The organism is Deinococcus taeanensis (genome assembly GCF_020229735.1).
GTDB classification, from domain to species: domain Bacteria; phylum Deinococcota; class Deinococci; order Deinococcales; family Deinococcaceae; genus Deinococcus; species Deinococcus taeanensis.
The window spans coordinates 2,599,666-2,612,223 of sequence record NZ_CP083455.1; the positions used below are offsets into that span (position 1 = coordinate 2,599,666).

The following is a 12,558-nucleotide window of genomic DNA, read 5'->3' on the forward strand; positions in this document are numbered from 1 at the left end:
CCCCGGCCCCTACAGGGGCCGGGGCAGTGACGTGTGAGCGTCAGGCGCGGGGCGGAAAACGTACGAAAGTCAGCCAGAACGCCTCGAAGGCCCGCATGGCCCCCAGGAAATTCTCGAATCCTACGGGCTTGACCACGTACCCGCTGGCGTGGCGCTCGTAGGAGGAGCGCACATCATCCTCGGCCTGACTGGTCGTGAGGATCACCACCGGAATGCTGCACAGGCCCGGGTCGGCCTTGATCTCTTCCAGGACTTCCAGGCCGGTCTTGCGGGGCATGTTGATGTCCATGAGAATCACGTCGGGGCGAGGGGCGGCGGCGTGTTCGCCTTCGCGGCGCAGGAAGCGCAGGGCGTCCACGCCGTCACGGGTGACATGCATGCGGTTGGGAACCCGGGCCTCCTCAAAGGCTTCCAGGGTCAGGAGGACGTCGGGTTCGTTGTCCTCCACCAGCAGAATATGTATGGGGTCAGTGGTCTGGGTCATGGGTGGGGTCTGCTGGGAGGGTCAGATGAAAGGTGCTGCCCTGGTCCGGGACAGAGTCGATCCAGATGCGGCCCCCGTGGTGCTCCACAATTTTACGGCAGATAGCGAGGCCCATACCGTTTCCGGCGTAACTCTCACGGTGGTGAAGCCGCTGAAAGATCTCGAACACCCGCGCGTGGTACTCCGGCGCAATGCCAACGCCGTTGTCCTGAACGGTCACGTGCACCATGCGGCCTTCGCGCCTGGAACGGACCGTCACGCGGGCCGCCTCGCCGGGCCGGTGGAATTTCAGGCCGTTGCTGATCAGGTTGGTCAGCAGCTGCGTCAGCAGTGACGCCTGGCCGATCACGCGGTGCGGGGTGTCCCAGCTCAGTGGGCTGCCGCCTGCGGGCAGAACGCCCAGCACGTTCTGCGCCGCGGCCCGCAGCGTGTCATCGAGGGCAACGGAAACCGGCGGCCTGTCCTGCCGGCCCAGGCGCGCGAAGCCCAGCAGGTCCTGGATCAGGCTGCGCATCCGTCCCACCGCCTCCTGCATGAACTCCAGGTACTGGTCGGCGCGGGGGTCCAGCTGCCCCCGGTAACGCCGGACGAGCAGGTCCGCGTAGCTGCCCACGGTGCGCAGCGGCTCCTGCAGGTCGTGACTGGCCACGTACGCGAACTGCTCCAGGTCCTGGTTGCTGCGCTCCAGGTTGGCGATCATGCCCTGCAGCTGCTGCTGCGCCCGGAGACGCTCGGTGATGTCCTGCAGCATCACCACGGCGCCACTTACCTCTCCCTTGTCGTTCAGGGTGGGGGTCACCACGTACGCCACGGGAACGGCGTGACCCTGCGCGTGCCACATCACGTCGCTCTCCACGCGGCGGGTCTGGCCGTCGCGCAGCGTCTGGTGAATGGGGCAGTCGCGCAGCGCGTAGGCCCGGCCGTCGGCGTGGTGGTGATGTACCAGATCGTGCTGGCTGTACCCGATCATGCGTTCCACGCTGTACCCCAGCATGCGGGCTGCGGCCGGGTTGGCGAAGGTGGTCACGCCACCTGGGTCCAGTCCGAAGATGCCTTCGCCCGCGGCCGTGAGCAGCAGCGTACTGAAACGCGTCACCTGCGCGAGTTCCTGCGTGCGCGCCTGCACGCGTGCTTCAAGCTCGGTGTTCAGGGCGCGCAGGGCCTGCTCGGCCTCGCGGACGGCGCTGAGGTCGGTGTGCGTGCCGATCCATTCAGCCAGCTGACCGTGTTCGTCGAGAACCGGCACGGCGGAGGCCCGCATGGGCACAAAGGTGCCGTCGGCGCGGCGCAGGCGGTGTTCGGTGGTGTACAGGGTGCGGGCGTGCAGGGCGCGCTGCCAGGCCGCGACCGTGGCGGGCTGGTCGTCAGGGTGCACAGCATCCAGCCATCCGGACTGCCGGTACTCGTCTGGCCCCTGGCCGGTGAAGGCTTCCCACTGCGGCTGGGGCGGGCGGAGTTCACCGTTGGCCTGGGCACTCCAGACGATCTGGCTGGTGGCTTCCACCAGGGAGCGGAAACGCCGCTCACTGACGCGCATCTGCCCTTCAAGTGCCTGCCGTTCAGTGACGTCTGCGACTACAGTGGTCACCTGTTTGGGGCGCGCCATGCCGGGCGCGCGGCGCGGCACGGCCGTCACCTGCAGCCAGCGCCATGAGTCGCTCGGCAGGTGGTAGATGCGCATGGGTACGTCGCGCACGGTCTGTCCGGTCTGCAGGGCCCTCGAGGAGGGGTAGGTGTCGTGGGTGAACGGCGTACCATCCGGATGAGTGGCACGCCAGCGGGCGTCTATGGAGCTTTGCCCGCTGAGCTGTTCGTCCGTGAGGCCCAGGATGGCAGGTGCCGCAGCGTTCATGTGCAGGAGGCGGCCGTCCGGGTCCTGCACAGTCAGGCCCAGGCCCAGGTTATCCATGAGTTCCAGCGCGACTTCCAGTGGATCCCGCGCCATATGCAGGTGCAGCAGAACGCCGGAACCGGACGGCGCGGCAGTCAGCAGGCCCGGCGCGACTGTGTCCTGCATCTTCACCGTCACCTGCCGGACCTCCCCGGCCAGGGCGGCCTGCACCGCCTGCTGAATGGCGCCGACGCTGCCGGGGTCAAACAGCCCCTGCCACTCGCCTGCCGGAGAGCGCTGGTGCACGCGTTCCTGAGCGGCACGGTTCAGGGTGACCTGACCGTCGGCCGTCATGAACGCCACTGGGTCCGGCAGTGTTTCCAGCAACAGCTGGGCGTCCACGCCCGTAAACGCCGCAGGGGGCTGCGTCACGCGCCTTAGCCGCGCAGGGCGTACCCGACGCCACGCACGGTGCGCAGCAGGCCGTAGCCGTCAAGATCACGCAGTTTGGCGCGCAGGTTCGCCATATGCACGTCCACCACGTTGCTGCCTTCAGGCAGGCGGCCCTGCCAGATGTCCTGACCGATTTCCTGGCGGGAGTACACGCGCCCCGGCTGGCGGATCAGGAGGGCCAGAATGTCGAACTCCTTGGGCGACAGGCGCAGCTCGTCGCCCTTGAAGGTCACGAGCCGCTTCTGCGGGTCCAGGGTCAGGTCACCCATGGTGAGGCTTTCGGTGGTGCGCTGGCGCAGCTGGACCTTCACGCGCGCCAGCAGCTCATCCGGGTGGAACGGCTTGATCAGGTAGTCGTCTGCACCCAGGCCCAGCAGGCGCACCTTCTCCTCAACGGTGTCGCGGGCGGTCAGCACGATGATCGGCACGGCGCTGTTCTTGCGCAGGCGCTGCACGACGTCCCCGCCGTCAAAGTCCGGCAGGCCAAGGTCCAGCAGGATCAGGGTGGGCTGGTCTTCACGCGCCTTGATCAGGCCGTTCATGGCCGAGTCCGCGTGGTCTACCTCAAAGCCGGCGTCGGTCAGGTCCATGCGCAGGACATTGGCGATGTCCAGGTCGTCCTCGATGACAAGAATGCGTTGCGGGGTCACGTCACCGATCATACCGCCTGACTCCATGGAAACCTTCATGATCCTTTCTTGATGCAATGTCCCTTGCAGCGCCGCAGCTGACCCATCATCCATTCACGGCCGGGCGACCGGGACGGCCGGTGTGCTACGTTAAACACACTTCGTCTCCCTCGCCCTTGCGACGGGACTCAGGCGACACAATCCATCCCGACTCAGGCCGCATTTCAGGCCCCGCCTTCTCTCACAACCTGCCCCAGCCGTGCAGGCCAACGGAGTTCCCTATGACCAACCCCAGCAAGGCCCCCCGCCCCGAGGGCGCGGCCCCACACCTTGAAGTCATCCCGCTCGGCGGGATGGGCGAGATAGGCAAGAACATCACCGCTTACCGCTACGGCGACGAGATCATGGTCGTCGACGCGGGCCTCGCCTTCCCTGAAAGCCACCAGATGGGCATCGACCTGATCATTCCGCGAATTGACTACCTGCAGCAGCACGCCGGCCTGATCAAGGGCTGGATTCTCACGCACGGGCACGAGGACCACATCGGCGGCCTGCCGTACATCCTCCCGCGCCTGCCCCGCGTACCCGTCTACGGCGCCGGGCTGACCCTTGGCCTTGTGCGCGAGAAGCTCGCCGAGTTCGGCATCAAGGACGGCGAGGTGGACCTGCGCGAGGTGGGTCTGACCGACAAGGTCCGGATCGGCACGCACTTTCAGGTGGAGTTCATCCGCATGACGCACTCCATTCCGGACAACGCCGGATACATTCTCACCACGCCGGCGGGCGTGGTGCTGCACACCGGGGACTTCAAACTTGACGAGGAACCCAGCGACGGCAAGGTCAGCGATCTCGCCCGCATCGAGCAGGCCGGCCGTGAGGGTGTACTGCTGCTCCTGAGTGACTCCACGAACGCCGAACGCCCCGGGCGCACGGTCAGTGAGGCGGAAGTGGCCCGCAACCTTGAGACCCTGATTGCCGGCCTGAAGGGCCGCGTGTTCATGACGACCTTCGCGTCGAACGTGCACCGCATTCAGAACGTGATCAACATCGCGCACCGTCAGCGCCGGCGCGTGGTCATGGAAGGGCGCAGCATGCTCAAGTACGCCCAGGTGGCCCAGACGCTGGGGTACATGGAGCTGCCTGAGCCGTTCCTGACCAACGATGAGGTGGGCGGCCTGCAGGACCAGCAGGTGCTGTACGTGTGCACCGGCAGCCAGGGCCAGCCCATGAGCGTTCTGTCGCGCCTGGCCTTCGGGAATCACGCGAAGATCGCGCTGCGCCGCGGCGACAGCGTCATCCTGTCCAGCAACCCCATTCCCGGGAATGAGGAAGCCGTGAACCTTGTCATCAACCGCCTGTACGAGATCGGTGTGGACGTGTACTACCCGCCCGCGTACCGCGTGCACGCGTCCGGGCACGGCAGCCAGGAGGAACTCGCCACGGTCCTGAATCTCGCGCGGCCCAAGTACTTCCTGCCGTGGCACGGCGAACCCCGCCACCAGATCAATCACGCCCGCCTCGCCCAGACGCTGCCGCGGCCGCCCAAACGCACCCTGATCGCCAAGAACGGTGACGTGATCCGCCTCAGTCAGGATGACTTCAAGGTGACCGGGACCGTCCCGGCCGGCGCCGTGTACGTCGATGGCCTGGGCGTCGGCGACATCGGCGACGATGTGCTGCTCGACCGCGTGAACATGAGCCAGGAAGGCATCCTGATCATGACGGCCGTGCTGCACCCCACCCCGCATGTGGAGATCGTGTCGCGCGGATTCGTGCGGGCCAACCGGGAGCTTGACAACCAGATCCGCAAGGTCGCGCTGGAGGCCGTGGATCAGGGCATGCGCGAGAAGAAACGTCTGGAAGACGTTCGTGACGACATGTATGGCGCGGTGCGCCGCTTCGTGCGCAAGGTCACGGGACGCAACCCCGTCCTGATTCCCCTGATCGTCGACTGAGCCGCCGCACCGCGGCACAGCGGAGGCGGCCGGGGGAGTTCCCCCGGCCGCCTCCGCGTGGTGCCCTGAGCGGCTCAGTCCTCGACGACGGTGGTGGTCGTGGTGGTCTGGACCTCCGTCTGCACGGGGGCGCGCACGGCCTCCTCCTCATGCACTTCGTGCCGTTCCTGGTGGGTGGCGGCGCCGGTGGCCGGGTCGCGGGTTTCGGTGACCTCCGTCACCTCGGAGCGCTTGGCAATGTCGTCTGATCCGTGCATGTTGACCTCCTGAAAAGGAACTTGAGGTCCTCAGCGTACTGCGCAGTGCGGGACCCACCTGCGCAGATAAACTCTTGCGTAAGCCTCCTGCCTGGCCGTTCCTCTGTGACGGACAGGGGGCGCCCTGACGGGGCGCAGCGCATCTGGCGGAGGGGGCCGGTGGCCCCGGGGGACGGGTGAAGTCAGGTTTGGCCTACGTTCAGTTTCCCGACCCGTGCGATAATCGCCCCTATGAGCGTGATTCCCTACGTGATCGAGCAGACCGGGCGCGGCGAGCGGATGTACGACATCTACTCCCGCCTCCTCAAGGACCGGATTATTTTCGTGGGCACGCCGATCGAGTCGCAGATGGCGAACACCATCGTGGCGCAGCTGCTGCTGCTGGACAGCCAGAACCCCGAGCAGGAGATCCAGATGTACATCAACTGCCCGGGCGGCGAGGTGTATGCAGGCCTGGCGATCTACGACACCATGCGGTACATCAAGGCGCCGGTCAGCACGATCTGCGTGGGGATTGCCATGAGCATGGGCAGCGTGCTGCTGATGGCCGGCGACAAGGGCAAGCGCATGGCGCTGCCGAACAGCCGCATCATGATTCACCAGGGCTCGGCAGGTTTCCGCGGGAACACCCCGGACCTGGAGGTGCAGGCCAAGGAGGTGCTGCACCTGCGTGACCGCCTGGTGAGCATCTACCATGAGCACACCAGCCTTCCGCACGAGAAGCTGATGCGCGACATGGAACGTGATTACTTCATGTCGCCAGACGAGGCGATGGGCTACGGGCTGATCGACAGTGTGGTGGCGCGCACGCGGTCGCAGGAGGCGGAGCAATGACGAAATCGGGAGGGGACCGCTGCTCATTCTGCGGGCGGCAGCATCCGCAGATCGCGCAGCTGATCGAGGCGCCGGGGCGCGCCGCGTTCATCTGCAACGAGTGCACGGACCGGGCGCATGAACTGGTCAAGCAGAACCGCAGCAAGGCCGGAGCGGACTTCAGCCTGGACGAGCTGCCCACGCCGCGCGAGATCAAGGCGTACCTTGACGAGTTCGTGATCGGGCAGGACGAGGCGAAAAAGGCGCTGGCCGTGGCAGTCGTGAGTCACTACCAGCGGCTGGCGCACCCGGACGTGAACCTGCAGAAGAGCAACATCCTGCTGATCGGGCCGACCGGGACCGGGAAGACGCTGCTGGCCTCCAGCCTCGCCGAGATGCTTGAGGTTCCGTTCGCCATTGCCGACGCCACGACCCTGACTGAGGCGGGGTACGTCGGGGACGACGTGGAGAACGTGATCGTGCGCCTGCTGCAGGCCGCCGAGTATGACGTGGCGGCGGCGGAGCGCGGCATCATCTACATCGACGAGATCGACAAGATCGCCCGCAAGTCCGAAGGCACGAGCATCACGCGGGACGTGTCCGGTGAGGGCGTGCAGCAGGCCCTGCTGAAGATCATCGAGGGCACGGTCGCGCAGGTTCCGCCGCAGGGCGGCCGCAAGCACCCGCAGCAGGAACTGGTGCAGGTGAACACGAAGAACATCCTGTTCATTGTGGGCGGCGCCTTCGACGGAATTGCCGACATCGGCCGCAGCCGCACGAATGTCCGCGCCGTCGGCTTTGGCGCCGAGCACAAGGGGGACGAGCAGCAGGAACTGCGCTTCCTGCCGGAGGACCTCGTGAAGTTCGGGCTGATTCCGGAGTTCGTGGGTCGCCTGCCGCTGGTCGTGCAGCTTCAGGAGCTGGATGAGGAGGCGCTGGTGCGGATCCTGACCGAGCCGCAGGGCGCGATCGTGCGGCAGTACCAGGCGCTGTTCGGCTTCCAGGATGTGGACCTGACGTTCACGGAGGACGCCCTGAGGGAAGTGGCGCACCGCGCGCGGGAACGCAAGACCGGTGCGCGCGGCCTGCGGGCGGTGCTGGAGAAGGCCATGACGGACCTGCTCTTTGAGCTGCCTGTGGAGGGGCTGAAAGAACTGCGGTTCGAGGCGGGCCACATTGATGACCCCATGACACTCCTTGAGTCAAAGGGACTCAAGAAGTCTGCCTGAGCAAAGCAATAGAGGTTACAGCACACCCCTGCGTGGCTCCCTAGAATTCAGGGACACCGTGCGGGGGTGTCTCTCTCATCACCTCTGCGATACACTCAAGTATTCCCGCGTCCCCACCGGGGACCGCGGCCGCAAGGAGCAAGCATGATCTGGGAACTTCCCGTAGTCGCCCTGAGAAACATCGTGATCCTACCCGGCGTCACCATGAACGTCGACGTGGGCCGCCCCAAGAGCAAACGCGCCGTGGACGAGGCCCAGGCCAGCGACCGCCGCGTGCTGCTGCTGACCCAGCGGGACGCCCGCACCGACGACCCCACCCGCGCCGAACTGCACGACATGGGTGTCCTGGCCGTCATCAAGCAGGTCGTGCGCATGCCGGACAACACCTACCAGGTGCTTGTCGAGGCGCAGGAACGCGCCGCCGTGCTCGACGAGGTGCCGAGCGCCTACATGCGCGTGCGCGCCGAAACCCGTCCTGCCCCGGCTGACGAGAGCCGCGAGGTGCAGGTTCTGGCCGGTGAGGTCAAGGCCGCCTTCGAGGAGTACCAGCGGCAGAACAAGAACCTCCGCCTGGACAACTACCAGCTGGAGGGCCTCAAGGCCCTGACCGATGTGGGCGCCCTGGCCGATCAGGTGACGCACCACGCCACCTGGACGCCCGACGAAAAGCAGGAGATTCTGAGCGCCGTGACCCTCCGCGCGCGCCTGGAAGGCGTACTGAAACTGCTCTCGCGCGACACCGAGCGCTTCAACATGGACAAGAAGATCGCCGGGCGCGTCAAGGAACAGATGGACGCCAACCAGCGCGAGTACTACCTGCGCGAGCAGATGAAAGCCATCGGCAAGGAACTCGGCGGCGGCGAGGACGGCCCGGCTGAGGTGGAGGCCCTGCGCGAGAAGATCGAGGCGGCCGGCATGCCCGACAGCGTGAAGGACAAGGCGCTGAAGGAACTCCAGCGTCTGGAACGCACGCCCGGCGGCAGCCCGGAAAGCACGGTGGTCCGCAACTACATCGACTGGCTGGTGGACGTGCCCTGGAGCAAACGGGACGAGGAGATCCTGGATATCGCCCGCACCCGCGAGATTCTGGACGCCGACCACTACGCCCTGGGCGACGTGAAAGACCGCATCCTGGAATTCCTAGCCGTGCGTCAGCTGACCCACAAACCCGGCGAGACTGAGGAAGCCCGCAAGGAACGCACCGCCGAGGAACGCACCGATGACGCCGAGCTGCGCGCACCGATCCTGGTGCTTGTCGGCCCTCCCGGGGTGGGCAAGACCAGCCTGGGCAAGAGCATCGCCCGCAGCCTGAACCGCAAGTTCGTGCGCATGGCCCTGGGCGGCGTGCGCGATGAGGCCGAGATCCGCGGCCACCGCCGCACGTACATCGGCTCGATGCCCGGCCGCATCATCCAGGCGATGAAGAACGCCGGCGTGACCAACCCGGTGATTCTCCTCGACGAGATTGACAAGATGAGCAGCGACTGGCGCGGCGATCCCAGCAGCGCCATGCTGGAAGTGCTGGACCCGGAGCAGAACCACACCTTCCAGGACCACTACCTGGAAGTGCCGTACGACCTGTCGCAGGTGATGTTCATCACCACCGCCAACAGCCTGCAGACCATCCCGCGCCCGCTGCTCGACCGCATGGAAGTCATCAACATCCCCGGCTACACCCAGGTGGAGAAGGTGGAGATCGCCCGGCGTTACCGCGTGCCGCGGCAGGTCAAGTCGCACGGCCTGACCGGCAGGCTGGAGATCACGGACGCCGCCCTGAACCGGATCGTGGAGGAGTACACCGCCGAGAGCGGCGTGCGCAACCTCGACCGGCAGGTCAGCAAGCTGGCCCGCAAGGCCGCCCGCGAACTGCTCGAACAGCCCTGGGACAACCTCAAGGTCATCGACGCGGCGCAGGTGCCGGACTACCTGGGTGTGCCGCTGCACCGCCCCGACCGCATGGAGAAAGAACCCCAGGTGGGCGTCGCTCAGGGCCTGGCATGGACCAGCGTGGGTGGCACCATGCTGATCGTGGAAGCCCTCGCCACACCCGGCAGCGGGAAGATCGTGATGACCGGATCGCTGGGCGACGTGATGAAGGAAAGCGTGAGCGCCGCCATTGCCTACCTGCGCGCGCACGCCGCGCAGTACGGCGCGGACCCGGACTTCCACAAGACCATGGACATTCACGTGCACTTCCCCGACGGGGCCACCCCGAAAGACGGCCCGAGCGCCGGCATCACGATCGCCACGGCCGTGATCAGCGCCGTGACCGGGCGCCCGGTCCGCCTGGATGTCGCCATGACCGGCGAGATCAGCCTGCGGGGCCGCGTGCTGCCCATCGGCGGCGTGAAGGAAAAACTGCTCGCGGCGCACCAGGGCGGCATCCGCGAGGTGATCGTGCCCAAGGACAACGAGCCAAACCTGCAGGACGTGCCGGACAGCATTCGCGGTGAGCTGCACATTCATACTTTCGAGCGCGTGGGTGAAGTGCTGGACCTGCTGCTGCTGCCCCGCCCCGAGGGCAACATGCCGGTTCCGGTGAGCAAGAGCGTCACGCAGCCCGGAGCCTGATGCACACGGCGGGGGCGGTGAAGAGAACTTCTCTTCACCGCCCCCGCTGCTGCCTGGCCCGGGCCGCGTCTGGCAGCCCTAGGGCACGCGCAGCGGGCGGCAGTTCTCGCCGGACATGTCGGGCGCGTCGCTGGCGACGATCACCTGCTCCCCGGCCCCCACAAAGCCGCGGCAACGGGCCAGTTCCCGTAGGTGCGCCGGCTCCTGCGCGGCCCGGACGGCGTCCTGAAGGATTTTCACGTCGCGTTCCAGCGTAAGGATCTGCGCGCGGGTGGCCTGGGTCTCCTGGGTCCAGGTGATGGTGCGGTACAGGCTGTGGCCCAGCTGGAAGGTCAGCTGCACGATGCCCAGGCCCAGCAGGGCGCTGGCGATCATCATGGTCAGCGGCAGGCGTTGCAGCCGCCGCCACCCGCTGCGCCGCGCGGGCGGGAGGGGCGGGGGCGGCACGTCGGTCACGCCGCGCAGCATAGCGTTCCCGCGCCGGGCATGGAGGGGTGGGTGGGACTAGACTGAACGGCATGACCGACCTGAGCGCCGTTCACGCCCCCGGCCAACCGTCGTCCCGCTTTCCGGCGCTGAACTGGGCAGACGCGTCGCGGACCATCATCCAGCTGAGGTACGGGGACCTGGACGCCATGGGGCACGTGAACAACGCCCGCTACGCGGAATTTCTGGAGGTGGGCCGCATGGCGCTTTCCCATGAGCTGGGCGCGGACGACGCAGATGACCGGTCCGTCCTGGCCCGCCTGGAGATCGATTACGTCCGCGAGATCCGCCAGGGGCAGGAGGTGGCCGTGGACACGCTGGTGGAACGGGTGGGGCGCACCAGCTGGACGAGCGTGGCCTTGATTCTCGCCGACGGCATTCCGTGCGCGTTTGCGCGCTCGGTGCAGGTGAGGGTGGATGAGCAGGGGACGCCCCGCGCGCTGCCGGCGGCGTTCGCGGCCCAGGTGGCCCGCCGGAGTGTGCGCTGACATGGCGGCGTTTGAGGACCGGGTGCTGTACCAGGGGGACCCCTGGGTGCGGCTGGACACCCTGCCTCGCCTGCTGGCCGAGGGGTGGCGGCGGACCCTGACGGAGGGCGGCGTGGTGAGCGTGGTGCGCACGCCCTTTCAGTGGTCAATGGGCAGCCCGGTGATCGAGATTGAGACCGGGGGGTACATGGGGGACGTGGGCCTGTATGTGCCGGAGGTGCAGCTGCCTGAAGCGCTGGTTCTGCTGGGGCTGGAAGACGACGCGGACGCTGAGGGCGGCAATGGTGCAGAGGAGCAGTCCCCGCCGGGCGGGCAGGCACGCTAAAGTTCTTGGTGCAGAGTTGTTTGCCGTTTCCCCAACCGTGGGGGCGCTGCCGGTCCCGTCAGCCTGGAAGCGTTCCCAACACCGGGGGTTTGCCCCGGCCTTCCCTGACCCCCAGGAGACCCCATGACCAACGCACCCATCCCTGAACCCCTCAGCATCGGCATTGACGTGGGCGGCACCAAAATCGCCAGCGGCGTCCTGCGCGGCGACGAGCTGCTCGACGCCCACGTGGTTCCCACCCCGGAAACCGGGTGGGAAACCGTACTGGACGCCATGGCCGGCGAGGTCCGCCGCCTGCAGGAACGCCACCCGGCCGCCCGCCTGATCGGCGTGGGCATTCCCGGGCCCCTCAATGCCGACCGCACGCGCGTGAAGTTCGCACCGAACATCTACGGCTTCACCGACGTCCCCCTCGTGGACGGCCTGCGCGACCGCCTGGGCCAGCGCGTGGTGCTGGAAAACGACGCGAAAGCCGCCGCCCTGGCCGAAGCACACCTGGGCGCGGCGCGCGGCGCGGAAAGCAGCATCTACGTGACCGTCAGTACGGGCATCGGGGCAGGAATCGTCCTGAACGGCCGCCTCTGGCGCGGCCGGCACGGCATTGCCGGAGAGATCGGGCACATCACGGCGCTGCCGGGCGGTCCCGTGAGCGGCGCCGGACTGGACGGCGCGCTGGAGGCCGTGGCGAGCGGCACCGCCATCGCGCGGGACGCCAGCTTCGCCCTGAACCGTGACGTCAGCACCGCCGAAGCCTTCCAGCTGGCGCAGCAGGGCCACCCGGCCGCGCGGCGCGTGGTGGGCCAGGCCCTGCGGCACATCGGCATTGCGCTGGCAGACCTGCAGAAAACCATTGACCCGGACGTGTTCGTGATCGGGGGCGGCGTGGCCAGCGTCGGCGACTACTTCTTCCACGGCGTGCAGGCGGCGGCGGACGAGTACGCGCAGGGCTTCGCGGCCGTCACGATCCGCCGCGCGCAGCTGGGCACGAACGCCGGTGTGATCGGCGCCGCCCTGGCCGCCCGGCACGGCTGAGCCTC

Annotated in this window: 12 protein-coding genes; 7 read left to right on the forward strand and 5 right to left on the reverse strand. The window is 67.3% G+C overall.

What is annotated here, in order from left to right:
- Nucleotides 1-40: 40 nt before the first annotated feature.
- From LAJ19_RS12495 to LAJ19_RS12505, 3 genes are read right to left on the reverse strand one after another with little or no spacing between them, the layout of a single operon-like run.
- Nucleotides 41-484 (reverse strand): response regulator, encoded by a 444-nt coding sequence (locus LAJ19_RS12495; RefSeq protein ID WP_225476074.1) that lies wholly within the window; start codon nt 482-484, stop codon nt 41-43.
- The gene (locus LAJ19_RS12500) at nt 468-2,747 is read right to left on the reverse strand and encodes a PAS domain-containing sensor histidine kinase (RefSeq protein WP_225476075.1); all 2,280 of its coding nucleotides are present in this window, start codon (nt 2,745-2,747) and stop codon (nt 468-470) included. The genes LAJ19_RS12495 and LAJ19_RS12500 overlap by 17 nt, the downstream gene beginning before the upstream one ends.
- 5 nt (nt 2,748-2,752) lie before the next feature.
- Complete coding sequence (locus LAJ19_RS12505; RefSeq protein ID WP_225476076.1) at nt 2,753-3,418, reverse strand: response regulator transcription factor; 666 nt, start codon at nt 3,416-3,418, stop codon at nt 2,753-2,755.
- Nucleotides 3,419-3,678: 260 nt separating this feature from the next.
- Between LAJ19_RS12505 and LAJ19_RS12510 the strand changes: the two genes are divergently transcribed.
- Nucleotides 3,679-5,352, forward strand: a complete 1,674-nt coding sequence (locus LAJ19_RS12510) for a ribonuclease J (protein ID WP_225476077.1) — start codon at nt 3,679-3,681, stop codon at nt 5,350-5,352.
- A 74-nt stretch (nt 5,353-5,426) separates the two neighbouring features.
- On the opposite strand, the gene LAJ19_RS12515 is transcribed toward LAJ19_RS12510, so the two are convergent.
- Complete coding sequence (locus tag LAJ19_RS12515; RefSeq protein ID WP_225476078.1) at nt 5,427-5,609, reverse strand: hypothetical protein; 183 nt, start codon at nt 5,607-5,609, stop codon at nt 5,427-5,429.
- 222 nt (nt 5,610-5,831) lie between these two features.
- On the opposite strand from LAJ19_RS12515, the gene clpP reads away from it, so the two are divergent.
- From clpP to lon, 3 genes are all read left to right on the forward strand, one after another.
- Nucleotides 5,832-6,443, forward strand: coding sequence for an ATP-dependent Clp protease proteolytic subunit (clpP, locus tag LAJ19_RS12520; RefSeq protein WP_285892308.1), 612 nt, complete (start codon nt 5,832-5,834; stop codon nt 6,441-6,443).
- Nucleotides 6,440-7,651, forward strand: a complete 1,212-nt coding sequence (gene clpX, locus LAJ19_RS12525) for an ATP-dependent Clp protease ATP-binding subunit ClpX (protein WP_225476080.1) — start codon at nt 6,440-6,442, stop codon at nt 7,649-7,651. Before clpP ends, clpX begins: the two co-directional genes overlap by 4 nt.
- A 144-nt stretch (nt 7,652-7,795) precedes the next feature.
- Nucleotides 7,796-10,222 carry an endopeptidase La gene (gene lon, locus LAJ19_RS12530; protein ID WP_225476081.1) on the forward strand — a complete coding sequence of 809 codons (2,427 nt, stop codon included), beginning with the start codon at nt 7,796-7,798 and terminating at the stop codon, nt 10,220-10,222.
- 78 nt (nt 10,223-10,300) lie between these two features.
- Here lon and LAJ19_RS12535 read toward each other — a convergent pair whose 3' ends face one another.
- Complete coding sequence (locus LAJ19_RS12535) at nt 10,301-10,678, reverse strand: cell division protein FtsB (protein WP_225476082.1); 378 nt, start codon at nt 10,676-10,678, stop codon at nt 10,301-10,303.
- A 62-nt stretch (nt 10,679-10,740) separates the two neighbouring features.
- Between LAJ19_RS12535 and LAJ19_RS12540 the strand changes: the two genes are divergently transcribed.
- From LAJ19_RS12540 to LAJ19_RS12550, 3 genes are all read left to right on the forward strand, one after another.
- Nucleotides 10,741-11,196: an acyl-CoA thioesterase gene (locus tag LAJ19_RS12540; RefSeq protein ID WP_225476083.1), complete on the forward strand. Its 456-nt coding sequence runs from the start codon at nt 10,741-10,743 to the stop codon at nt 11,194-11,196.
- Between the two features lies 1 nt (nt 11,197).
- Complete coding sequence (locus LAJ19_RS12545) at nt 11,198-11,521, forward strand: hypothetical protein (RefSeq protein ID WP_225476084.1); 324 nt, start codon at nt 11,198-11,200, stop codon at nt 11,519-11,521.
- A gap of 123 nt (nt 11,522-11,644) precedes the next feature.
- Entirely contained in the window at nt 11,645-12,553 is a 909-nt protein-coding gene (locus LAJ19_RS12550) for an ROK family protein (RefSeq protein WP_225476085.1), read from the forward strand.
- Nucleotides 12,554-12,558: the final 5 nt, after the last annotated feature.

Coding starts and splice junctions, on each gene's coding strand:
- LAJ19_RS12495 (WP_225476074.1), bottom strand. CDS start 484: ATGACCCAGACCACTGACCCCATACATATTCTGCTGGTGGAGGACAAC.
- LAJ19_RS12510 (WP_225476077.1), top strand. CDS start 3,679: ATGACCAACCCCAGCAAGGCCCCCCGCCCCGAGGGCGCGGCCCCACAC.
- LAJ19_RS12515 (WP_225476078.1), bottom strand. CDS start 5,609: ATGCACGGATCAGACGACATTGCCAAGCGCTCCGAGGTGACGGAGGTC.
- clpX (WP_225476080.1), top strand. CDS start 6,440: ATGACGAAATCGGGAGGGGACCGCTGCTCATTCTGCGGGCGGCAGCAT.
- lon (WP_225476081.1), top strand. CDS start 7,796: ATGATCTGGGAACTTCCCGTAGTCGCCCTGAGAAACATCGTGATCCTA.
- LAJ19_RS12540 (WP_225476083.1), top strand. CDS start 10,741: ATGACCGACCTGAGCGCCGTTCACGCCCCCGGCCAACCGTCGTCCCGC.
- LAJ19_RS12545 (WP_225476084.1), top strand. CDS start 11,198: ATGGCGGCGTTTGAGGACCGGGTGCTGTACCAGGGGGACCCCTGGGTG.
- LAJ19_RS12550 (WP_225476085.1), top strand. CDS start 11,645: ATGACCAACGCACCCATCCCTGAACCCCTCAGCATCGGCATTGACGTG.